At 61.5% G+C, this 22,847-nt stretch carries 16 protein-coding genes and 1 pseudogene; 13 read left to right on the top strand and 4 right to left on the bottom strand.

The window, feature by feature from the left end; all coding sequences use genetic code 11:
* Position 1: 1 nt before the first annotated feature.
* Positions 2-970 (bottom strand): GDP-mannose 4,6-dehydratase, encoded by a 969-nt coding sequence (gmd, locus tag BLO97_RS19160; RefSeq protein ID WP_092221143.1) that lies wholly within the window; start codon positions 968-970, stop codon positions 2-4.
* Positions 967-1,881 (bottom strand): GDP-mannose 4,6-dehydratase, encoded by a 915-nt coding sequence (locus BLO97_RS19155; protein WP_063323688.1) that lies wholly within the window; start codon positions 1,879-1,881, stop codon positions 967-969. Before BLO97_RS19155 ends, gmd begins: the two co-directional genes overlap by 4 nt.
* A gap of 425 nt (positions 1,882-2,306) precedes the next feature.
* On the opposite strand from BLO97_RS19155, the gene BLO97_RS19150 reads away from it, so the two are divergent.
* The 7 genes and pseudogenes from BLO97_RS19150 (at position 2,307) to BLO97_RS19120 (ending at position 11,535) form a co-directional block, all read left to right on the top strand.
* Complete coding sequence (locus tag BLO97_RS19150; RefSeq protein ID WP_092347375.1) at positions 2,307-3,947, top strand: glycosyltransferase; 1,641 nt, start codon at positions 2,307-2,309, stop codon at positions 3,945-3,947.
* Positions 3,941-5,230 (top strand): annotated as a pseudogene (locus tag BLO97_RS19145) (glycosyltransferase); the annotation flags it as partial. The gene BLO97_RS19150 and the pseudogene BLO97_RS19145, both read left to right, overlap by 7 nt.
* A gap of 24 nt (positions 5,231-5,254) precedes the next feature.
* Positions 5,255-6,082: a class I SAM-dependent methyltransferase gene (locus BLO97_RS31675; protein ID WP_371914663.1), complete on the top strand. Its 828-nt coding sequence runs from the start codon at positions 5,255-5,257 to the stop codon at positions 6,080-6,082.
* On the top strand, positions 6,079-7,233 hold the full coding sequence (locus BLO97_RS19140) for an acyltransferase family protein (RefSeq protein WP_092221150.1): 1,155 nt from the start codon (positions 6,079-6,081) through the stop codon (positions 7,231-7,233). The genes BLO97_RS31675 and BLO97_RS19140 overlap by 4 nt, the downstream gene beginning before the upstream one ends.
* Positions 7,227-8,051, top strand: coding sequence for a class I SAM-dependent methyltransferase (locus BLO97_RS19135; protein WP_092221153.1), 825 nt, complete (start codon positions 7,227-7,229; stop codon positions 8,049-8,051). Before BLO97_RS19140 ends, BLO97_RS19135 begins: the two co-directional genes overlap by 7 nt.
* A gap of 153 nt (positions 8,052-8,204) precedes the next feature.
* Positions 8,205-9,398, top strand: a complete 1,194-nt coding sequence (locus BLO97_RS19125) for a DUF3142 domain-containing protein (protein WP_092347368.1) — start codon at positions 8,205-8,207, stop codon at positions 9,396-9,398.
* Positions 9,385-11,535: a hypothetical protein gene (locus tag BLO97_RS19120; RefSeq protein ID WP_092347365.1), complete on the top strand. Its 2,151-nt coding sequence runs from the start codon at positions 9,385-9,387 to the stop codon at positions 11,533-11,535. Before BLO97_RS19125 ends, BLO97_RS19120 begins: the two co-directional genes overlap by 14 nt.
* Before the next feature lie 173 nt (positions 11,536-11,708).
* On the opposite strand, the gene lpdA is transcribed toward BLO97_RS19120, so the two are convergent.
* Entirely contained in the window at positions 11,709-13,109 is a 1,401-nt protein-coding gene (lpdA, locus tag BLO97_RS19115; protein WP_063323697.1) for a dihydrolipoyl dehydrogenase, read from the bottom strand.
* Between the two features lie 221 nt (positions 13,110-13,330).
* On the opposite strand from lpdA, the gene BLO97_RS19110 reads away from it, so the two are divergent.
* The 5 genes from BLO97_RS19110 to cfaB all read left to right on the top strand — a co-directional run bounded on the left by BLO97_RS19110 (position 13,331) and on the right by cfaB (position 20,666).
* Positions 13,331-15,292, top strand: a complete 1,962-nt coding sequence (locus tag BLO97_RS19110; protein WP_092347362.1) for a protease modulator HflK — start codon at positions 13,331-13,333, stop codon at positions 15,290-15,292.
* Positions 15,289-16,329: a protease modulator HflC gene (gene hflC, locus BLO97_RS19105; protein WP_092147599.1), complete on the top strand. Its 1,041-nt coding sequence runs from the start codon at positions 15,289-15,291 to the stop codon at positions 16,327-16,329. The genes BLO97_RS19110 and hflC overlap by 4 nt, the downstream gene beginning before the upstream one ends.
* Positions 16,326-17,378 carry a protease modulator HflK gene (hflK, locus tag BLO97_RS19100; protein ID WP_092347359.1) on the top strand — a complete coding sequence of 351 codons (1,053 nt, stop codon included), beginning with the start codon at positions 16,326-16,328 and terminating at the stop codon, positions 17,376-17,378. The genes hflC and hflK overlap by 4 nt, the downstream gene beginning before the upstream one ends.
* Positions 17,375-19,294 (top strand): heavy metal translocating P-type ATPase, encoded by a 1,920-nt coding sequence (locus BLO97_RS19095; protein WP_092347357.1) that lies wholly within the window; start codon positions 17,375-17,377, stop codon positions 19,292-19,294. The genes hflK and BLO97_RS19095 overlap by 4 nt, the downstream gene beginning before the upstream one ends.
* Positions 19,295-19,478: 184 nt before the next feature.
* A complete protein-coding gene (gene cfaB / locus BLO97_RS19090) occupies positions 19,479-20,666 on the top strand; it encodes a C17 cyclopropane fatty acid synthase CfaB (protein ID WP_092147608.1) in 1,188 nt (395 codons plus the stop codon).
* Here the strand turns inward: cfaB and cls are convergent.
* A complete protein-coding gene (cls, locus tag BLO97_RS19085; protein WP_092147611.1) occupies positions 20,663-22,102 on the bottom strand; it encodes a cardiolipin synthase in 1,440 nt (479 codons plus the stop codon). The two genes, cfaB and cls, sit on opposite strands and share 4 nt — an antisense overlap.
* Before the next feature lie 141 nt (positions 22,103-22,243).
* Here cls and BLO97_RS19080 point away from each other — a divergent pair, with 141 nt between their 5' ends.
* Complete coding sequence (locus BLO97_RS19080) at positions 22,244-22,765, top strand: DUF3617 domain-containing protein (protein WP_092147614.1); 522 nt, start codon at positions 22,244-22,246, stop codon at positions 22,763-22,765.
* Positions 22,766-22,847 lie beyond the last annotated feature (82 nt).

Below are 22,847 nucleotides of genomic sequence, written 5' to 3'. Positions count from 1 at the left end.
CCTACTCCTTGGCGACGCGTTTCATGTCCGCATCCATCATCATGCGGATCAGGGTGTCGAGGTCGGTCCTGGGCTTCCAGCCCAGGACGCGTTGTGCCTTGGCTGGGTTGCCGAGTAGCGCTTCGACTTCGGCCGGGCGGAAATACGCCGGGTCGATCTTGACGAAGTCACGGTAGTCCAGGCCCACGTGTTCGAAGGCAATCCTGCACATCTCGCGCACGGTGGTGGTGACGCCGGTAGCCACTACGTAATCGTCGGGGGTGTCCTGTTGCAACATCAGCCACATGGCCTCGACGTAATCGCCGGCAAAGCCCCAATCGCGCTTTGCGTCGATATTGCCCAGGCGCAATTCCTGCTGCTTGCCCTGCTTGATGCGTGCAGCGGCGTCGGTGACCTTGCGGGTGACGAACTCGATGCCACGCAGCGGTGATTCGTGGTTGAACAGGATGCCGCTGCTGGCATGCAGGCCGAAGCTTTCCCGGTAGTTGACGGTGATCCAGTGGCCGTACAGTTTCGCCACGCCATAGGGGCTGCGTGGGTAAAACGGGGTGTGCTCGTCCTGCTGTTCGGCCTGGATCAGGCCGAACATTTCGCTGGTGGACGCCTGGTAGAAGCGCGTATGCACGCTGAACTGGCGAATGGCTTCGAGCAGGTGGGTGACCCCCAGCCCGTCGACGATGCCGGTGGTCACTGGCTGGTCCCAGGAGGCCGCGACGAAACTTTGCGCGGCCAGGTTGTACACCTCGTCCGGCGCCGACTTGATCACGGCCCGTTGCACGGAGCAGGCATCGGCCATGTCACCGTCCAGGTAAACGATGTCCTGTTCGATACCCATTTCTCGCAGTCGCCAGCGCGAGTCGCTGCTGCGTCGCGCCACCAGGCCGTGAACCTTGTAACCCTTGTCGAGCAGCAACTTGGCCAGATACGCGCCGTCTTGACCGGTGATCCCTGTGATCAATGCACTTTTCATTCTTGTTGTACCCGTATCTCCCAGTCGGACAGGATCGCCCGCAAGGATTGTTGTGTTGTTGTTTCAGGCGTCCATCCGGTGGCCTGTCGTAGCTTGGCTGGGCTACCACAGACGCGACGCTGTTCTGCGCGGCGAAGACGCGCAGGGTCCTGGATCAGTTGCACGTCGACCTGGGCGATATCGCCCAGTTGTTCGATCAGGCTGCGAATGCTCTGCTCGCGGCCCGAGCAGATGTTGTAGACCTGTCCCGGGGCGCCTTTGTCCAGCAGGGCCAGGTAGGCCGAAATCACATCGCCGACATCGAGGAAGTCGCGGGTCACGTCGATATCGCCCACTTGCAGCCGAGCCGGTTGCAGGCCCAGCTTGATCCGGCTGATTTGCCGGGCGGCGCTGGCAATGACGAAGCTGTCCTTCTGCCCGGGACCGATGTGATTGAACGGGCGGGCCACCAGCACCGGCCAACCTTCGCTCATGCCCCATTGCAGGCTCAGCAGTTCGGCCGACAGCTTGCTCACGGCATACGGGTTGCGCGGGGAGGGCAGTTGCAGTTCGGTAATCGGCAGGTGGTCTTCGCTGATCTGGCCATAGACATCACCGGAGCTGACATACAGGAATGTGCCGGTGAAACCCCGGGCCTTGAGGGCCTGGAGCAGGTTCAAGGTGCCCAGCAGGTTGATGTGCAGGGTGCGTGCTGGATCGCGGAAGGCTTCGGGGACAAAGGTCTGTCCCGCCAGGTGGATCACGGCGTCGGGAATCTCGGGCCAGAGGCCTTCCAGGGTCTTGGCATCCGTCAGGTCGTAGCGGGCAGCGACAGGCATCACCTGCCACGCCGAATCATGACCGTTCAGTCGAGATTTGAGGTGACGTCCAACGAAACCGCTGAGGCCCGTAACGAACAGACGTTTTTTCAAGCACCAGCCCCCTTCGACGGCTGCTTCGTCTAGCGCGAACTGAGTAGGAAATTTCCGTAAGATCGGGGAAAAATCACTCAACGATCGATCTGGAGAAGCGTTTGTTGTAGTTGTTTGGTTGCCAATCTGTGCCAATTTCGAAGTAATTTCAACAGCGCAAACCGTGACCGGTCAGTTCTCATATTTATAGCGGGTTTATTCTCGCCGAGCGGTTCACGAACCCTTGGTGGATGTGTTTAGAATGCCCTCGTCACGACGCCCACCGAACCTGATTTTCAGGCCGAACCGCAGGCCAATGACTGACTAAAAACAAGAACGAGACGGGTAACAAGACGATGGGTGGGCGTGGCCCCGGGCCGGTTCGATCCATGACTTGACCGTCCTGAATTGGGATCGCCGGGATGGCGATTCCATGATGGGGTACCATGAACTTCATTCTTTACTCGGATGTTAACGATCTCTCCGTCGGCCAGGCCCTCGACTGCGTTGAGAACAGCCCTTACCTTTTGCTCACGGCCTATCGTCCCATGCTGGAAAGCCTGGGACGGGTGCACGTGGTGTCCTCAGTGGCCGAGGTCGATCCGCTTTACCAGAGATTTCAAGAGGCGGGCCAGGATTGCCTGTTTCTCTCATTTTCACCCCCTCACAACACGCCCACGGATCTGCTATGCCCGATGGTCTGCGTGCTCGCCTGGGCGTTCGACTCGATCCCGACCGAGCATTTTGGCGATGACCCTGGGCGGGACTGGCGTCGTACTTTGAACCGCCATGGCCGGGTGATTGCGCTGTCAGGCCACGCAGCCGAGGCTATTCGCCGTGCGTTGGGCGAGGATTTCCCCGTGTTGGTCCTGCCCGCTCCGTTGTGGGAGCGTTTCGCGGTGGTTCGTGAGCAATATCCAAGCAGGCCGGTCAATCCGGGCATGGCCCTGCATATCAAGGGCTGCATCATCGACAGTCGCTTTCTTGGGTTGTCGGCCGATGGTTTGATTGCACCTCTCATTGAAGAGAGGCCGGAGCAGGTGTTCACGGCTCCCGAGGTGGTCATCGAGCCTGTCATCGAGCCGCCGGTCCCGACCTGGCGACGTCGTGGGTTCATTAGTCGGCATTACCTGAGGGAAATTTTCAGAGCCTTCAACAGTGATGGTGAGCAGGGGACGTTGTGGCTGATCAAGCACAACCTGCTGTGCTGGTATCGCGAAGCGGTCCGGGACCTGATGCCTGTTTTTGCGCGCGTGTTGCTCAGTAGAGTCCTTCGAGGAACCCCTGCGCCGCCGGTTACCGTGGTGGTCGAGCCATTGCCAGAACCTGTCCGGGAACCTGTCCCGCCGGAGCATCCCCAGGCCGTTTTGCCGGATACCAGCCAGACGGCAGAGACTGAAGTCAGCGGTGTCGTCTATGTCAGCGTACTCGACCCGCTGGATGGGCAAAAAAACTGGCTTCACCTGATAACGGCTTTCTGCTGGGCCCTGCGTGATGTCGAGGATGCCACGTTGTTGCTGAAAATCACGCAGAAGGACTTGTCGGCCTACTACGTCGAGTTGCTGACTCTGCTATCCCAGCTATCGCCATTCAATTGTCGGGTGGTGGTGTTGCACGGCGACCTGGCGGATGAGCAGCTTATCCGTTTGTATGGTGCGGCGACTTATTACGTCAATGCGTCCCGCTGTGAAGGGGTGTGTCTGCCGCTGATGGAATACATGTCTTGCGCACGTCCGGCGATTGCGCCGGATCATACTGCGATGCGTGATTACATCGACGCCGAGGTGGCTTTTGTCGTCAAGTCCAGCCGTGAGCCTACGCCCTGGCCGCAAGACACGCGTCTGCTGTATCGCACCCTGAGCTATCGGCCTGACTGGGGCTCATTGAAGCAGGCCTATCAACAAAGCTATGCCATGGCCCGGCATCAGCCGAATGCCTACCAGGCCATGGCGTCGGCGGCGAGCGAGCGCATGCATCGCCATTGCGATTTCGCTCCGGCTGAGCAACGGCTGGCGGCTTTTCTCGCGGGACCAAGTCGCGATGAAACGCCGGCGTTCATAGTCCAGCCAGGGTCCGTATCATGCTGATCATTATTTATTCAGAAACCAACCAGACCAATATCCTGGAAAATCTCGGCAAACCCGAATACAGCTACTACTTCGTACTCAAGGAATTCCGTCCGGTGTTGGAGCGTTTGGGGCGGGTCATTGAAGTGTCCCGGCCGGATGAAGAAGTCGATCAGCTGTATGCCGATTGCCTCACTCGTGGTGAGGACTGCGTATTTTTTTCGTTTTCCCCACCCCATCGCACCGCGATCCACTACGCCTGCCCTACGGTTCCCGTGTTTGCCTGGGAGTTCAGCACCATTCCCACTGAAAGCTGGCAAGGTGAACCTCGTCACGACTGGCGCATGGTACTCGGCGCGACCGGCATGGCGATTACCCATTCCAGTTTTACCGTCAATGCCGTGCGTGACGTGATGGGGGCGGATTTTCCGATTGCCGCTATCGCTGCCCCGGTGTGGGACCGCTTTGCCGCTCGCGGTACGGTGTTGGCGCAAAGGCCGACAGTGGATCAAATGCACCTGCAGTTGCGGGGTCTGTTGATCGACAGTCGCACCGTCGACCTGCGGCCCTATGGTCCGCCGGAGCATCTGCCCGGTGCCCCCGTGGTTTTTGAAACTGCGGCCCAGGACTGCGAGTTGGTACTTGACGGTGTGATCTATACGTCGGTGTTCAATCCTTATGATGGGCGCAAGAACTGGCAGGATATGATCAGCGCGTTCTGTGCCACATTCCGTGATATTGCCGACGCGACCCTGGTGCTCAAGCTGACCCATCATGATATTGCCGGCGCGCTCACCCACATGCTGCACCATCTTTACCGGAGCCAGCCGTACCGCTGTCGCATCGTATTGATTCATGGCTACCTGGCGGACGCGGATTACGAGCGACTGGTGGGCGCTACCCGGTATGTGGTCAACAGCTCCTACGGCGAAGGGCAGTGCTTGCCGCTGATGGAGTTCATGTCCTGCGGGCGACCGGCCATTGCACCTCTTAACACGGCGATGGCCGATTATATCGACCACGATAATGCCTTTGTGGTGGACTCCTGTGAGGAGTCGACGGCCTGGCCACACGATCCACGTTCGGCATACCGTACCTTGCGTTATGTCACGGATTGGGACTCATTGTGCTCTGCCTATCGCGCTAGCTATGACGTAGCCAAAAACGACCCCGAACGTTATCGCCGGATGTCGGCCCATGCTGTGCGCAAGCTTGAGATGTACTGCAGCCAGGCCAATGCCGAACGGCAGATGCGCACGTTCTTGGCGGACATGTACGAGCGACGTCGGAACGCGGATCAACCCCGGCCCGGACCTTCGACTGAACCTGTGTTGCCGTCCGAAGGAGGCGTTTCGCCCCGTAACGTTGGATTCAGCGATGCAATTCTTGATGGCTGGTTTGCTAATGAAACCGGTGAACTGCTTAAAGGCTTTGCCATAAAAGCCGGCGACACATTCTTGGATGTCGGCTGCGGTGAGGGCTGGGCGACGTCCTTCGCACTGCGCCAGGGGGCATCTCTGATCTTTACCGACAGTGAGCATGACAAGGTGCGGGACCTGGCGCGTCAGGTCGCGACCCAGACGAGCGCGCCCTTCCTGGGGCTGGTGAGCAACAGCCTGCCGCTGCCTCTGGCCGATGGTTGTGCGAACAAAATTGCGTGTATGGAAGTGCTCGAGCATGTCGACCACCCGGAATTGTTCATGGCTGAACTTGTGCGCATGGGTCAACCCGGGGCGCAGTATCTGCTCAGCGTGCCCGCGTCGGTGGGCGAGCATTTGCAGAAAGGTATTGCGCCACCTGGCTACTTTCAAACACCCAACCATGTGCGGATTTTTAGTGCCGACCGGTTTGCCGCTTTAGTGGAGGACGCCGGACTGGTCATTGAGCATCGCCAGGCCAGCGGATTCTTCTGGGTCATGGGCATGATTTTCTTCTGGGCTAGCGAAAAGGCGGCGGGGCGGGACCTCAAGGGCGCCGTGCATGATCGTATCCGGGCGCCGTACCCGCCGCTAATGGAACGTTGGGCCAGCCTCTGGCAGGACTTGCTGACGCAACCCGACGGCCTGGCTATCAAACAGATACTCGACCAATTCATGCCCAAGAGCCAGGTCATCATTGCTCGCAAACCCAACCCTTCGTGTGGGAACGCATCATGAGCAGCAAGCGAATCATGGATATCGAATTGCTGCGCGCCATTGCGGTAATCGGCGTGCTGTTCCATCACATACAAAGCATGCCGCTACCGGGTGGGATGCCGCGTCTGGCAGCCACGGCCGATATTTTTCAGCTGTGGTGGGGGGTGGATTTGTTTTTCGCTATTTCCGGATTCGTCATTGGTCGCAACCTGATTCCTCAGTTACGCCGCTGCGACACGCCTCGACAATTCTGGGCCACTACCCGTGAATTCTGGATTCGCCGGGCGTTTCGCCTGTTGCCCTCGGCCTGGCTCTGGTTGTTACTGGTGTTGTTCGCGGTGTTTTTCTTCAATCGCTCTGGCGCGTTTGGCAGTGTCGAGGCCAACCTGCAGGCGACGCTGGCCGGATTCCTGCAATTTGCCAACGTACGCTTTGGCGATGCCTTCATGCGTTATGAATACGGCGCGAGCTTCGTGTACTGGACGCTGTCGCTGGAAGAGCAGTTCTATTTGATTTTGCCTTTGCTGGTGTTCGTCTCGCGCCGTTACCTGGTCTGGGTGTTGCTGGCGGTGGTGCTGTTGCAGTTGTTCACCATGAGAGGCTTGTGGCTGATGGTTTTTCGTACCGACGCCCTGGCCCTTGGTGTGCTGCTCTCGGTCTGGAGCCTGCGGTCGGATTACGAGCGGTTCGAACCAAAATGGTTACGCCGGTCGGGCCTGGGTGCTCTGTTGATAATGGGGCTCGGTGGCGTAATGGCTGTGATCGCGACTGAGCATTTCAATTTGTCGTTCTATCGCATAGGGGTCATAGCGCTACTCAGTGCCGTGCTAGTCTGGGTGGCTTCCTACGACCGAGATTACCTGCTGCCGCCCAGTCCGGTGAAAACAGCGTTGACCTGGGTTGGCAGCCGATCCTATGGCATCTATTTAATTCATATTCCGGTGTTTTTCCTGCTACGTGAGCTGTGGTTCCGTTTCTCACCGCTGGGATCGCCTGACATGGCGAGCCACCCCTGGCTGGCGTTGACCTGCGGGTTGTCGTTGATTGGGCTGCTGAGCGAGCTCAACTATCGTCTGGTGGAAATGCCCTTGCGCGCTCGTGGTGCTCAACTGGTGCAACGCTTGTCCGCCAACCGGACCGTCCTTCCTGCCTCTGGAGCCCCGTCATGCTGAGCCTTTTGAAGAAACTCACCATGGGCACGCCCGCGCCCGCTGAGCCGGTCGCCGACAAGGTCGACCCGTACATGCTCGGGTTGCACGATGCGGTGCTCAGCGGCTGGTTCAACCAGCAAACTGACGAGCTGTTCACCGGTTTCCCGGTGAGCCCTGGAGACACGCTGCTGGACGTGGGATGCGGCGATGGCGGTAACGTGCATTTTTGTGCGATGCGCGGGGCGAAGATCATCATCGCCGACATCGACGCGGCCAAGGTCGAGGCCACTCGCCAACGCTTGAGCGACACCCCTGCGCGCGAAGTCGAGTGCCACGTGACCGACTGCAACCCGCTGCCGATTGCCGATGCCACGGCCACGCGGGTGGTGTCCACCGAAGTCATCGAGCATGTCGACGACCCGGCGCAGTTCCTTGCCGAACTGGTACGGGTCGGCCAGCCCGGGGCGCTGTACCTGTTGAGCGTGCCGCACCCCAGCTCCGAAGACCTGCAGAAAGACATTGCCGCGCCGGAGTACTTCCGCAAGCCCAACCACATTCGCATCATCAGCGAAGAGCAGTTCAAGGCGATGGTCAGCGAGGCCGGGCTTACGGTGTTGAGCCACAGCCAATACGGTTTCTACTGGTCGATGTGGATGCTGTTGTTCTGGGAAGCCAAGGTCGATCTCAGCAACGCCGACCACCCGTTGCTCAATCATTGGGCCGCCACCTGGCAAGCGGTGCTGAACTCACCGCGTGGGGCGCAGATCAAGCAGGCGCTGGACGCGGTGGTGGCCAAGAGTCAGGTGATTATTGCGCGTAAGCCGGGCGGGCTTTCATAGCGCCTGTGGCGAGGGAGCTTGCTCCCGCTTGGGTGCGCAGCGCCCACCAAAAAGGGGTCGCTGCGCAACCCAGCGGGAGCAAGCTCCCTCGCCACAGGTGTTCGCCGGGATCCGGGTGGCGTAATCTGCCGGGCTTTATGGGTGGAAGGCTTCATGACTGTTTTTTTCCGGCTCTCCCTGGCCCTTGCCTTGTTGCTTTTGGGGGGCTGTGAACAGCCTCCGGTCCCGGCCCTCGATCAACAGCTCTACATCTGGCAACGCCAATGGATCCCGGCCCACGCGCTGGCGCTGCGTCAAAGCCGGGGAGATTTTTCCACGCTGCGGGTGCTGGCGTTGCAGGCTTTTCCCGGGGCGGGCTGGAGCCGTGCGCGGATCGATTCGGCCTTGCTCAAGGCTGATGGCCGTCCGCTGATCGCTGTGATTCGTCTGGACGGTCAGCTCAAGGCTTTGGACCAGGACGAGGTGATCGCGCAGATCCAGCAGGTGCTGGGTGATTGGCAAGCTCAAGGCCTGACCCCGATAGGGGTAGAAATCGACCACGATGCGGGCAACGCACGGTTGCCGGCTTATGGAGAGTTCCTCGGCCAACTGCGGCATGTCCTGCCGGCCAACGTGCGGCTGAGTATTACCGCGCTACCGGCCTGGCTCGACAGCCCAGCATTGCCTGGGTTGTTGGAAACGGTGGACAGCAGCGTGCTGCAGGTCCACGCGGTGAGCGACCCGAGGCAGGGATTGTTCGATCCGAAACAGGCTCGGCACTGGGCGCAACGCTGGAGCGACATCACCACACGGCCGTTTTATCTGGCCCTGCCGGCATACGGCGTGGCGCTGCTGACCCAGGAGAGTGGCGCGCCGATGGTGGAAAGCGAAGTGCCGATCGATCGCGGTGGCGAGCGGCGGGAGTTGCTGGCCGATCCGCAACAAGTGGCCGGGCTTGCGGCAGATTTGCGTGCCGATCCACCGAAACATCTCGCTGGATTGATCTGGTTTCGCCTGCCGCTGGCCGGCGACCGACGTGCGTGGAGCCTGATCACGCTCGGCGCCGTCGCCCGGGGAGATAACCTGGACAGTCGCTTGGCGTTGCAGTGGGGGGAGCAGGGTGGTTTGTACGATATCCGCCTGGTTAACCAGGGCAATCTCGACAGTCCCTGGCCCCAGCGCCTGACGCTGGCTGTCGGCGCGTGTGACGGCGTCGATGCCTTGGCCGGCTATACGTTGCAACAAACCCCCGGACTGCTTACCTTCACCCGCATTCAGGAAGGCCGCTTGGCGGCTGGCAGCCAACGGGCAATCGGTTGGGCGCGCTGTACGAAAATTGACCAAGGAGGTTTCAATGTTTACCCGTAAGTGGCCTCGTCACCTGCTGTGCCTGAGCCTTTGCCTGCCGCTGGGCCCGGTGCTGGCTTGCGGGCCGGATTTCCCGATGCGCCTGCTGGATAACCGCGCCCAGTCGCTGGCCGAATTACCCGAAGGCAGCTTTCGCTTCGAGGTCAGCCGTCTCGGCCAGGCGATTGCCGGGCTCAAGCCGGCCACCGAGGCGACACGCAACCCGGACTACAGCTATGACGACCCGCCTTCCTACGTTGAACAGCGCAACCAGGCCGAGCAGATCGGCCTGACCCCGCCGCAGCAAGCGGTGGTGGAGCGCCTGCGAGCCCTGACCGATGTTGACCAGGTGGCAGCCGAAGCGGCCAACCTGCCTGATGAGCTGCGCTTGTATGCGATTGGCGCGGCGGTTTTCAACATCGGTGAGCATCAGCGCGCTGTGGAGGCGTTCCAGCAATTGCTGGCGTTACCGGCTGACCAACGTCGGTTGCGCAGCACCTGGGCCGCATACTCCCTTGGCCGGGCGTTGTTCGCCGTGAGCACCGAGGCCGGCAGCGGCGACCCTGTGGTCTTGCAGGACCAGGCGCGAGCGGCGTTTCGCCTGGCCCGCGAGTTGAGCATTGCCGGCTTCAGCGATCCGCTGGAACTGGGCGTCGCCAGCCTTGGCGAAGAAGCCCGGGTGGCCTACACCGCTGACGATTGGGACAGTGCCATCGGCCTGTATGCGATCCAGAACCTGCAAGGGTCTCCGGTCGGCTACAGCTCGTTGCTGCAATTGGCCGGTGATTTGAGCGTCCAGCCGGATGAGCGCTTGAGCGAACTGCTCAAGACCCCGTTGGTGCAGCGGTTGGTCACCGCCTACCTGCTCAGCCGCGTCGGCTGGTGGGACGGTGAAGAACCCTCGGGCGAGAAAAGGCTGTTCGAACTGTTGCAAGCCAACGCCCGGGACAATCTGGGCGATGCCGACCGTTTGGCGGCGGTGAGTTACCAGCACGGCGATTACGCCAGTGCCCAGGCTTTTGCGCAAAAGGCTGCCGACACCGGCCTGGCCTGGTGGGTGCGTGCCAAGCTGGCCTTGCGCGACGGCGACAAAGTGGCCGCGGCGGCGGCTTATGCCAAGGCTGCCCAGGCTTTCCCGAACGATGAATCCTGGGGCAGCCGGCGGACACCGGATTGGAACTTCGAGTCGGTGCAGCCCAAGTGCCGGGTCGAAGGTGAAAGCGCGATCCTGGCCTTGCAGCGCGGCGATTACCTGCAAGCCTTCGATCAGCTCTATCGCGGCCAGAGCAACTATTGGTACGACGCTGCCGCAGTTGCCGAGCGTGTGCTGACGGTGGATGAGCTCAAGCAGTACGTCGACGCCCAAGTTCCGGCGCCACCGGCGTTGAGTCAGGAGGATCGGGACAACTACGTGCCGCTGCCGGTGGCTGCGAGCCTGCGCAATCTGCTGGGTCGTCGCTTGCTGAGGGAGGGGCGCTTTGATGAGGCACCGGCTTATTTCGATAACGCAGACTTGCAGAACAAGGCCCGCGCCTATGGGCAATTGCGCCAGGACGCGGAGTCCAAATGGTGGCCAACCCGACGGGCCGAGGCCTATTTCAATGCGTCCTGGATGGCGCGCAAATGGGGCATGGAGTTGCTTGGCTATGAGATGGCGCCGGATTACGCCAGCCTGGGAGGCAATTACAGCCTGGAACCGGTTGAGCTGAAGGTCGGGCCGCTGGTGGCCGAAGGCGAAGTGCAACGCCAGCAGGCCAGCGCCGCGCAGCCGGATGTGCGTTATCACTACCGGTTTGTCGCCACGGCGCTGGCGAGCCAGGCGGCGGATCATTTGCCGCATACCAGCCAGGCGTTTGCGGCGGTGCTGTGCAAAGCGGTGGGGTACAACTCCAGCCTTGAGGAGCAAAGCGCGCTGTATCAACGCTATGTGAAGGAAGGTCCGTATGTGGATTGGGCCGGGGATTTCGGTCATCAATGCCAGGAACCGGACTTCAGCAAGGCGAACAAACGCTACGTGACCCAGGCCTTGGACCCGATGCGTTCGGCGCTGCGACCTTACAAGGCCTGGTTGGAAGTGGGCGGGGCCGTGCTGGTGGTGGCAGTGGCGTTGGGATTGATCAGTCGGCGCCGGCGCAAGGCGCGGATGTCGGCTAGCTAACGGGCGAACACCGATTGTGGTGAGGGAGCTTGCTCCCGCTCGGCGGCGAAGCCGTCGTAGAATCGGCTGATGCGATTTGCCCGAAAATCGCGTCAGCCGATTTGGGGCGGCTGCGCCACCCAGCGGGAGCAAGCTCCCTCGCCACAGGTGTTCATTCCCGCTTTGCGTTGTTCCTACATCTGTGTCGCCATCCCCTCCACATCCATGGCCGCCTGGCGCAAAGCCTCCGAGCGGGTAGGGTGTGGGTGGCAGGTCAGGGCGATGTCCTCGGCTGAGGCGCTGAATTCCATGGCCACGCAGTATTCACCGATCATCTCACTGACGCTCGGGCCTACCAGGTGCACGCCAAGGATCTCATCCGTGCGTTCATCGGCCAGGACCTTGGCGAACCCTTCGGTCTCATGGTTGATCTTGGCTCGGCTGTTGGCGGTGAAGGGGAACTTGCCGACCTTGTAGGCACGGCCTTCGGCCTTGAGTTGTTCCTCGGTCTTGCCGACGCTGGCCAGTTCCGGACGGGTGTAGATGACGCTGGGAATCAGCGCATAGTTGACCTCGGCGGCCTTGCCGGCGATCTGTTCGATGCAGGCCATGGCTTCGTCTTCGGCCTTGTGGGCCAGCATCGGTCCGGACGTCACATCACCGATGACCCAGACGCCGGGCGCTTCGGTCCGGTGATTCTGGTTGGCGAGCATGCCGCGCTGGTCAGGGCTCAGCCCGACGTTCTCCAGCCCCAGTCCTTGCGTGTAAGGCCGACGACCGATGGCGACCAGCACGTAATCGGCATCCAGGGGCTGTGCTTCGCCGCCCGCTGCCGGTTCGATCTGCAATTGCACGCCGCTGGCCGAGGTCGTGGCGCCGGTGACCTTCGAACTCAACTTGAACTGGATACCTTGTTTAGCCAAGGCCCGCTGCAAGGTCTTGCCGGCCTCGCCGTCCACGCCCGGGCAGATGCGATCGAGGTATTCCACCACGGTCACCTGGGCACCCAGGCGCCGCCAGACCGAGCCCAGCTCGAGGCCAATGACGCCAGCGCCGATCACCACCAGATGCCGGGGCACCTCACCCAGGGACAAGGCGCCGGTGGAGTCGAGGATGCGCTGGTTGTCGATTGGCACGCCTGGCAGCGGCATAGGTTCCGAGCCCGTGGCGATGACGATGTCCTTGGCGCTGAGTTCGGTCTTGGCGCCATCGTCGCCGGTAACGATCACCTTGCCGGGCCCGTCGATGTGGCCCCAGCCTTTGATCCAGTCGACCTTGTTCTTGCGAAACAGAAACTCGATGCCCTTGGTCAGGCCGGCCACGCTTTCGTCTTTCTGCTTCATCATCTGCGCAAGGTTGAGGGTGGGGCTGACTTCAATGCCCAGGTTGGCGAATTCCGCTCCCGTGGCGGCTTCGTACAGTTCCGAGGCATGCAGCAAGGCCTTGGAGGGCATGCAGCCGACATTCAGGCACGTGCCGCCCAGGGTGGCTCGGCCTTCGACACAGGCGGCTTTCAACCCCAACTGCCCGGCCCGAATCGCCGCGTTATACCCGCCGGGTCCGCCGCCCAGAATGATCACGTCGTAGTTGCTCATCGCTGCTCTCCTGCTTGGCCTGATAGAAAATTATGCTCGTAATATGAGCGTTTCCGCAGATTTCGGTCAAGGCTTAAGTCAAGAGGCCTGCGTTGGCCTTGTCATGAAGAATTCAAAACGGAAATTTCACAGGAATCGTTATAAGGTAACGGCATATAACGCAGCCTCAGTGGGCATTTGTCCACGGGCCGGATTTTGATCGCCACGAGTGTTGGGGTGGTATGCAAGTCGATCTTGATGTCGAAGGGGCACAGGTGGCCGAATGGCCGCGTTTTCAGCAGGCGTCGTTCCAAGGGCGCCGCTTGAAGCAGATCGCCTTCGCCCTGGGAAGCGTGGCGGGTTTGGGGCTGGTACTGGCATTTTTTATCGGGGTGTTTTCGCCGCAATCGCTGTGGCCGGTTCTGCTGGTCAGCCAAGGTGCGGGACTCTTGGTGTTGGTAGCGGGTTTGCAATCGGCCTGGTGGGTGACGCAATGGCGTAGCAGGGCGCTGCTGCCAGCTGTGGATAACCCGCCTGTGGAAAACGAGCCTGTTGATAACCTGGGTTGGTATGAGCGGCTGCTGGAGCGAATCGGCGCACGCGGGGTCGGTCTGCTGAAACTGATCGGTGCGCCTGCGTTGTGGCTGGCCGGTTGGTCAATGCTGGTATTGCTGGGCCTGGAGCAAGCCTGGAATTTGCAACTGCCGGCCGCCGCCCTCGGTGTCTCCGCCAGTGTGGGGGCGGTGTTGTCGTTGTTGTTGGCATTCGGGCTATTAGTGTTCGAGCGGCAATTGGCCCAGCAATCTCCCGTGGAGTGGCCGGAAGCGCTGCCGCTGGCGCAACTGACGCGGGTGGCGATCATCGTGCTGGTGCTCGGCGCTTTGTGTTTGTTGTTCGTCGCAGAAACGTCCATTTGGCCGCTGCGCCTGGCCGTGCTGATGGGGCTGTTGCCGGGCGTGGTGGCGGCCGATTTTTTGCTGCGTGCTGTGCTGTCGTTATTCATCCCGCGCCGAGACGCCCTGGAACCGACGCTGCTGGGCCGCAGTGTCATCGCCGATCTACTGCGCTGGCCGCCGCAACCGTTGCTGGCCTTGCAACATGAACTGCACAACCGTTTTGGCATCGACTTGCGCCAGATCTGGGCCTTCAGCTACATGCGCCGGGCTTTTTTGCCGGTGTTGGCCCTGGTGGTGCTGGTGGGCTGGTTGTTGACTGGCGTGCACGAAGTGCCGCTGCAGGGGCGTGGCATCTATGAGCGCTTTGGCAAACCGGTAGAGGTGTTCGGCCCGGGCTTGCATGTCGCGTTGCCTTGGCCGTGGGGCAGGGTGCTCAACGTCGAGAATGGCGTTGTGCATGAACTGGCGACCAGCGTCGCGGAGAGTCGGGCAATGGTCGAGGCTGAACCGGCGGAGGGACCGGCGCCGGCAATCGCCAATCGGTTGTGGGACGCCAGCCATGTGAACGACAAGTCCCAGGTCATTGCCAGTCGTCGTGCCGACCAGCAGAGCTTCCAGATCGTCAACATGGACGTGCGCTTTGTCTACCGCATCGGCCTGACGGACGCCGCGGCCCTGGCGGCGACCTACAACAGCGCCGATGTGCCGACGCTGATCCGCAGCACCGCCAGCCGCATCCTGGTGCATGAGTTTGCATCGCGCACGCTGGATGGTTTGCTGGGGGCTGACCGTGTCAGCCTCGCCGATGAAATCGGTCGCGCCGTCCAGGCTGATTTGCAATCGCTCGATAGCGGTGTGGAAATCCTGGCGACCGTTGTGGAGGCGATTCATCCACCGGCTGGTGCGGCCAATGCCTACCACGGCGTGCAGGCGGCGCAGATCGGCGCGCAGGCATTGATCGCCCGAGAGCGCGGCGCGGCGGCCGAACAGACCAACCAGGCACAGTTGCAAGCCAGCGTCGCCCATGACCAAGCCACGGCCACCGCCCGGGAAATCAACGCAACCGCCCAGGCCGCCGACCTGCGCTTCAGTGCCGACCGCAAAGCCTACGCCACGGCGGGACACGCGTTTGTGCTGGAGCATTACCTGGGCCAACTCAGCCAAGGCCTCGCCAATGCCCGGTTGCTGATTCTCGATCATCGCCTGGGCGGCAGCGGCAATGCGCCGACCATCGACTTGCGTACCTTCACGCTGCCGGCAGACCCTGCGTCGCCGCGTAACCCTGTCCCGCCAGGAGCTGCCCATTGAGCCAGTCCTCTTCACACGATCACCACGACCACGCTGGTCACGATCACGGCCATGCCGGTCACCAACATGGTCATCATCACCACCATCATGGCGATCCGCAGCAGGCCGGTCCGTTCCCGTGGCGGCGCATGGGTTGGGCAGCGTTGCTGGTGGCGTTTGCCGTCGCGGCCGCAAGCCTGGTGCAGGTGCGCTCGGGGGAGGCCACGGTCATCACCCGTTTCGGCAATCCGGCGCGGGTGCTGCTGCAACCTGGCTTGGGTTGGCGCTGGCCGGCACCGTTCGAGGCGGCGATTCCGGTGGACCTGCGGTTGCGCACTACGTCCAGCGGTTTACAGGATGTCGGCACTCGTGATGGGCTGCGGATCATCGTCCAGGCCTACGTGGCGTGGCAGGTGCAGGGTGACCCGGAAAACGTGCAGCGTTTCATGCGCGCGGTGCAGAACCAACCGGACGAAGCCGCACGGCAGATCCGCACCTTCGTCGGCTCGGCGCTGGAAACCACCGCCGCCAGTTTTGACCTGGCGAACCTGGTTAACACCGATGCCAGCCAGGTGCGCATCGCCGATTTCGAAGCTCAACTGCGTCAGCAGATTGATCAGCAGTTGCTCACCACTTATGGCGTGCGCGTATTGCAAGTCGGCGTTGAGCGCCTGACCTTGCCCTCGGTGACGCTGACGGCGACGGTGGATCGCATGCGCGCCGAGCGTGAAACCATCGCCACCGAACGCACCGCCGTCGGCAAGCGCGAAGCGGCGCAGATTCGCTCCGCCGCAGAACGTGATGCGCGAGTCTTGCAAGCCGATGCCACGGTGAAAGCCGCGGATATCGAAGCGCAGTCGCGAGTAGAAGCGGCTGAGATCTATGGTCGGGCATACGCCGGTTCCCCGCAGCTCTACAATCTGCTCCGTTCGTTGGACACCTTGGGCACCATTGTCAGCCCAGGGACGAAGCTGATTTTGCGCACCGATGCGGCGCCATTCCGTGTCCTGGTGGACGGTCCTGTTTCCGTGGACGGCAAAGGTGGAACACAACCATGAGTTTGGTTCCACGTGGAACAAACGAGTTATCCAGCCCGTGGATCCAGGCCGGACGCCTGGCATTTCTTGCGCTTTACGCCGTCACGGTGTTGGCGGCGTTGGCCTGGCTCTTTTCCAACGTGCGGCAGATTGATCCGCAGAATCGCGCGGTGGTGCTGCACTTTGGCGCCTTGGATCGCATCCAGAATGCCGGTCTTTTGTTGGCGTGGCCTCGTCCTGTGGAACAAGTCGTCTTGCTGCCCGCTGCGGATCGGGTGCTTGAGCGGCGGGTGGAGAATCTGCTGCGCTCGGATGCGGCCCTGCAGGCTGATCGTGTGGCCAGTTTCGCCACGCCGGTTAGCGATGCTTTGGCCGGCTCTGGTTATTTATTGACCGGTGATGCCGGCGTGGTGCAACTCGATGTGCGGGTGTTCTACAAAGTCACCGACCCTTACGCCTTCGTCTTGCAAGGTGAACATGTCCTGCCGGCACTGGACCGATTGGCGACCCGCAGTGCCGTGGCCCTGACCGCAGCCCGGGACTTGGACACCATTCTGGTGGCTCGCCCCGAACTGATGGGCAGCGACAACCAGGCGGCCGAACGCCGCGAACGCTTGCGTGGCGATCTGGTGCAGGGGCTTAACCGGCGCCTGGCTGACCTGGCGGCGACGGGGCAGGGGTTGGGCATCGAAGTGGTGCGGGTCGATGTGCAATCGAGTTTGCCGGGGCCGGCGGTGAGTGCCTTCAACGCGGTGCTGACGGCCGGCCAGCAGGCCGATAAAGCCGTGGCCAACGCGGGCACAGAAGCCGAAAAGCTCTCCCAGTCCGCTCGCCAAGACGCCGACCGTGCCGTGCAAGTTGCCCACGCCCAGGCCAGCGAACGACTCGCCAAGGCTTCGGCCGACACGGCCACGGTGCTGGGCTTGGCGAAGACCCAAGGCAGCGATCCGCAAATGCTGCTGCGCCTGTATCGCGAACGCATGCCTGCCATCCTTCGCCAGGCCGGTTCAGTGACGACGATCGACCCGAAAGACGATGCCCGTCTGATCATCCAGGGAGCCGGACAATGACCGCCCAAACCAGCGCCGCACCAATGTTGTCCTCGACGGAACAACGCATCGCCGCCAGGCAACTGACCTTGGCGATGCTTGCCCTCGGCTTGCTCGCATTGGGGCTGGTATGGCGCGGCTGGTCGCCAGAGCAGAGCGGTGTCAGCCAACTGCTATTGGGGTTCGCCTCGCTATTGGTGGCGGTGCCGGTGATGCGTTCGGCCTGGTACAGCTTGCGTTACCCAAGCCTGCACGGGATTACCGACCAACTCATCGCCCTGGCGATGCTCGGTGCCTGGGCCACGGGCGACCTGCTGACGGCGGCGTTGTTGCCGATCATCATGATCTTCGGGCATGTGCTGGAAGAGCGCAGCGTCATTGGCTCTCAGGAGGCGATCCATGCCCTTGGCCAACTGACCCGCAGCCAAGGTCGCAAGGTGCAGGCCGACGGTTCGATCATCGACGTCGACAACGCGACACTCCAGCCCGGCGATGTCGTGGAGGTGCGCGCTGGCGATCGAGTGCCGGCCGATGGTCGGGTGTTATCCGGCCAGGCCAGCTTCGACACCGCACCCATCACGGGTGAGTCGGTGCCGTTGGAGGCTGTGGTCGGCACAGAAGTCTTTGGTGGCGCGATCAATCTGGATGGCCTGCTGCGCCTGGAAGTGACCCGGACCGGCGAAGAATCAACCCTGGGCAAAGTCATCGCCCTGATGCAAAACGCCGAACGCTCCAAGCCGCCCATCACTCGCTTGCTGGAACGCTACGCCGGCAGTTACCTGGTGCTGGTGTTGCTGCTGGCGGCGGTGACCTGGTTCGTGACCAACGATGCCCAGGCGATGCTGGCGGTATTGGTCGCCGCCTGTCCTTGTGCGTTGGTGCTTTCGGCGCCGGCCACCGCCATTGCCGGGATCGCGGTGGCGGCGCGCCACGGGATCCTGATCCGCAGCTCGGCCTTCCTGGAAGAACTGGCGGACCTGACGTCGTTGGTTGTCGATAAGACCGGTACTTTGACCTACGGCGTCCTGCGCCTGCAATCTATCGAACATGTCCAGGATGCTCCCTCATCGCTGCTGTTGTCTTTGGCTGCCAGCCTCGGTTCGGCCAGCAGTCATCCGGTCAGTCGGGCGTTGGCAGGGCTGGCGGAACAGGAAGACTGCCTGGCGCTGACGGACATTCATGAGCGCCAGGGGTTGGGGGTGGTCGCGATGACCGCCCAGGGCGAAGCGGCGCTCGGGCGACCGGAGTTGTTTGCACAACTGGGCATTCAAACGTCAGCGGTCCCGGAGCATGACGGCCCGATTGCCGGCCTGGCCCTGGACGGGCAATTCCTCGCCTGGCTGTTGCTGGCCGACAGCGTCAAGCCGGAGGCGCGGGTTGCCATGGCCGAGCTGCGCGAGCTGGGCCTGGGACGTCAGTTGCTACTGACCGGCGACCGCCAGAGCGTGGCCACGACCCTGGCCCGGGATGTCGGCATCGGCGACCTGCAAGCCCAGGCCCTCCCTGAAGACAAACTCAAACGGGTCATGGCCGAAATCGACCATGGGTTCCGCCCCATGGTGGTGGGCGATGGCATCAACGATTCCCTGGCGCTCAAGGCCGGAGTGGTGGGTGTCGCAATGGGCGCAGGCGGTGCAGACATCGCACTGGCGTCGGCAGACATCGTGCTGATCGGCAGCGACTTGCGCCGCCTCGGCACCTGCGTGCGATTGAGCCGCCAATGCAGGCGCACGTTGCAGGTCAACGTGATCATTGGCTTGGGCTGGACACTGGCAATCGTCGCCTTTGCCGCCTTCGGCTGGCTCGGTGCGGCGGGGGCGATGATCGCCGCGCTGCTGCATAATCTCAGTACCCTGCTAGTGTTAGGTAATGCGGGGCGATTGCTGCGATTCCAGGAGCCGCTCCTGAAAATCCAAGCGAAGGGAGCCGTTGGATAACCCTTGGCGAACTGTGCGTCACCCTTGCAGTCTCTGTTGGAGAGGGCGTACCCATACTGGCGTTACCCGGCACAAGGAGTGAATTTGGGACAGTGATAGAGAAAGGCTATAAATTCGATAGCCTGCTATTTTTCTATGATGGTCTACCCTCATTTCAGACGTCTGAAACAAGGGGGGATTATTCATGCTCGCGCAACTTCCACCGGCCTTACAGAATCTGCATCTACCGCTTCGGTTGCGGCTCTGGGATGGCCATGAATTTTCACTGGGCGACGACCCCAGTGTCACGATCGTGGTCAAGGACCCACAAATGGTCGCGCAATTCACCCATCCGAGCCTGGATGCGCTAGGAGCGGCATTCGTCGAAGGCAAACTGGAGCTCGAAGGTTCGATTCATGAAGTCATTCGTGTCTGCGATGAATTGAGCCAGGCCTTGGTCGAGGATGACGTCGACAATCCGCCGGTGCGATCGCTCCACGACAAGGAAACCGACGCCAAGGCGATCTCCTATCACTACGATCTTTCCAACGCGTTCTATCAGCTATGGCTCGACAGTGACATGGCCTATTCCTGTGCCTATTTCGAGACGGGCAGTGAAAGCCTCGAACAGGCCCAGCAAGCCAAATTCCGCCACTTGTGCCGCAAGCTGCGATTACAGCCGGGTGACTACCTGCTGGATGTCGGTTGTGGGTGGGGCGGCCTGGCCCGTTACGCGGCACGCGAGTTCGGTGCCAAAGTCTTCGGGATTACCCTGAGCAAGGCGCAGCTGGCACTGGCGCGGGAGCGGGTCAAGGCAGAAGGCCTGGAGGATTCGGTCGAGTTGCAATTGCTGGATTACCGCGACCTGCCTCAGGACGGTCGTTTCGACAAAGTGGTCAGCGTCGGTATGTTCGAGCATGTTGGCCACGCTAACCTCGAGCAGTACTGCAAAACGCTGTTCGGCGCGGTGCGTGAGGGTGGGTTGGTGATGAACCATGGCATCACCGCCAAGCACACCGACGGTCGTCCGGTCGGTCGTGGTGCCGGTGAATTCATCGAGAAGTATGTATTCCCCAACGGCGAGTTGCCGCACCTGTCGATGATCTCTGCCGAGATCAGCGAAGCGGGGCTGGAGATCGTCGACGTGGAAAGCCTGCGCCTGCATTACGCGCGCACCCTCGATCATTGGAGTGAACGCCTGGAGGACAATCTCGAGGCCGCCGCGAAGGAAGTGCCGGAACAGGCGTTGCGGATCTGGCGTCTGTACCTGGCCGGCTGCGCCTACGCATTCGCCAAGGGTTGGATCAATCTGCACCAGATCCTGGCGGTGAAGGCCCACGCCGACGGTAGCCATGAGTTGCCCTGGACCCGCGACGACATCTACACCCCTTAGAGAATCGGGGAAATAAGCCGGGCGATCCGCATGCCGATCTTTTGCAGGCGGTGGGTCTCCCGGCTTTCCTGTTTGTCGATTTCCACGGCTTGGGCGAAGTCCTGCTCAAGCATCTGCTCGACCTCGGTGGCGAACGGAATATCCACCGTGAGCAGCATGACTTCGAAATTCAAGCGGAACGAACGGTTGTCCAGGTTCGCACTGCCGATGGCGCTGATTTCACGGTCGATCAGCACCACTTTCTGATGCAGGAAGCCCGGCGCGTAACGGAACATCCGTACACCGGCCCGAACCGCCTCAAACGCATACAGGCTGGACGCGGCGTAGACGATCTTGTGGTCTGGCCGCGAGGGTAGCAGGATGCGCACGTCCACCCCACGCAGCACCGCCAGGCGCAAGGCCGCGAACACCGCTTCGTCGGGGATGAAGTAAGGCGTTGTGATCCAGACTCGCTCGCTGGCCGCATGGATAGCCTCGACGAAAAACAGCGAACAGGTTTCGTAGGCATCGGCCGGGCCGCTGGTCAGCAACTGGCAGAGCACTCCGTCGTCCGGGTAGGTGTCTGGCAGGATCAGCGGTGGCAGCGAACGGGCCGCCCAGAACCAGTCCTCGGCAAACGACTCTTGCATACTCCCCACCACCGGGCCGCAGACTTCGACATGGGTGTCGCGCCAAGGCGCCAGGGGCGGCTTTTCGCCCATGTATTCATCGCCCACGTTGTGCCCGCCAACGAAGCCTAGAACGCCATCCACCGCCACGATCTTGCGGTGGTTGCGAAAGTTGACCTGGAACCGATTGAGCCAGCCGCTGCGGGTGGCGAAGGCTTTCACGTGGACGCCACCGTCGCGCAACGCCTGGACGTAGCGGTGGGGCAGGGAGTGGCTGCCAATGCGGTCATAAAGCAGATACACCGCCACGCCTTCGGCGGCTTTTTTCAGAAGCAGTGTCTGCAGGCGCAGGCCGAGGTGGTCGTCGTGGATGATGAAAAATTGAATCAGCACGGCCTGCCGCGCGTTATCGATGGCCTGGAAGATTGCCTCGAACGTGGCCTGCCCATTGACGAGCAAACGCACCTGATTGTTCGCCAGGCACGGTGTGCGCCCCAGCTTGGGCATGGCCCGTAACGAATCGTAGGCCTGGGAGGCACGGGCGGTCAAAGCCTCTTCAACCCACGGCCGCCAGTTCAGCTCGGAGATCGCCTTGCGCATCTCTTCGTTGGCTTGTCGGCGCGCCTTGATGTAGCCATCAAAAGTGCTGCGCCCGAAAACCAGGTAAGGGATCAACGTCAGGTAGGGAATAAACAGCAGCGACAGGGCCCAGGCAATCGAGCCTTGGGCCGTGCGCACCGTCAATACGGCGTGGACGGCGGCAATGAAGCCCAGGGTGTGGAGCAGCGCGATCAGGTAACCGAAAACATGCGGGCCGAAATAATCCATGGGGCATTCTTGCTCCGGAAGTTTCAATGCTTAACAGACCATGTTCCATGGCGAATGTCGCTATTTAATTCACTCGTCCCGGGCCTGAACCGAAGGCTGAGGGCGGCGTCTAACGGCCACTTGTCCTCTGGAGTTTATGCAATGAATGTTCGTCTGCTGGGTGTGGCCTTGGTGATGGGGTTGTCGGTTCCGATGGCGGCTCAGGCGCAGATGCTCCAGCCGGGGTTATGGGAGCTGACTACCAGTAACATGAAGGTCGATAACCAGAACCTTCCGGACTTGCAACTGATCCTGGGCCAGGTGCAGAACCAGATGACTCCGGAGCAACGGGCGATGCTGGAAAAGCAGGGCATTACCATGGGCGGTAAAGGCATCCGCGTCTGCCTGACCCCGGCGCAGGTGCAAACCAATGACATTCCGCTGCAAGACCCGCAATCGGGTTGCAAGCAGCAGATCACCGAGCGTACCGGCAATCAGTGGAAGTTTCGCTTCAGTTGCCCGAAAGCCCAGGGGAACGGCGTCGCGACGTTCCAGAGCGATCGTGAATTCACCACCAAGGTCAACGGCACGTTCAATGCCACCGGCATCCAGCAGAACGGTAGCCTCGACACGCGTGCAGTGTGGCTGGGGCAGGATTGCGGGACGGTCAAGCCGAGGGCTTGAAGCTATTTAAAGGGATCGTTTGGTGAGCCCGTGGGAGCCAAGCTTGCTCGCGATGCAGGCAATTTCGGTGAGTCGCCAAGCG

This window comes from Pseudomonas sp. NFACC05-1 (genome assembly GCF_900100135.1).
Classification (GTDB): domain Bacteria; phylum Pseudomonadota; class Gammaproteobacteria; order Pseudomonadales; family Pseudomonadaceae; genus Aquipseudomonas; species Aquipseudomonas fluorescens_Q.
The sequence above is the reverse complement of the archived record's forward strand: the minus strand, read 5'-3'. Positions and strand labels throughout refer to the sequence as shown.

Bases quoted from the DNA above. Each gene is read 5' to 3' on its own strand.
- BLO97_RS19095 (WP_092347357.1), top strand. From the start codon at position 17,375: ATGACCGCCCAAACCAGCGCCGCACCAATGTTGTCCTCGACGGAACAA.
- BLO97_RS19125 (WP_092347368.1), top strand. From the start codon at position 8,205: ATGACTGTTTTTTTCCGGCTCTCCCTGGCCCTTGCCTTGTTGCTTTTG.
- BLO97_RS19120 (WP_092347365.1), top strand. From the start codon at position 9,385: ATGTTTACCCGTAAGTGGCCTCGTCACCTGCTGTGCCTGAGCCTTTGC.
- BLO97_RS19150 (WP_092347375.1), top strand. From the start codon at position 2,307: ATGAACTTCATTCTTTACTCGGATGTTAACGATCTCTCCGTCGGCCAG.
- hflK (WP_092347359.1), top strand. From the start codon at position 16,326: ATGAGTTTGGTTCCACGTGGAACAAACGAGTTATCCAGCCCGTGGATC.
- BLO97_RS19140 (WP_092221150.1), top strand. From the start codon at position 6,079: ATGAGCAGCAAGCGAATCATGGATATCGAATTGCTGCGCGCCATTGCG.
- BLO97_RS19110 (WP_092347362.1), top strand. From the start codon at position 13,331: ATGCAAGTCGATCTTGATGTCGAAGGGGCACAGGTGGCCGAATGGCCG.
- gmd (WP_092221143.1), bottom strand. From the start codon at position 970: ATGAAAAGTGCATTGATCACAGGGATCACCGGTCAAGACGGCGCGTAT.
- cfaB (WP_092147608.1), top strand. From the start codon at position 19,479: ATGCTCGCGCAACTTCCACCGGCCTTACAGAATCTGCATCTACCGCTT.
- lpdA (WP_063323697.1), bottom strand. From the start codon at position 13,109: ATGAGCAACTACGACGTGATCATTCTGGGCGGCGGACCCGGCGGGTAT.
- cls (WP_092147611.1), bottom strand. From the start codon at position 22,102: ATGGATTATTTCGGCCCGCATGTTTTCGGTTACCTGATCGCGCTGCTC.
- BLO97_RS19080 (WP_092147614.1), top strand. From the start codon at position 22,244: ATGAATGTTCGTCTGCTGGGTGTGGCCTTGGTGATGGGGTTGTCGGTT.
- BLO97_RS19135 (WP_092221153.1), top strand. From the start codon at position 7,227: ATGCTGAGCCTTTTGAAGAAACTCACCATGGGCACGCCCGCGCCCGCT.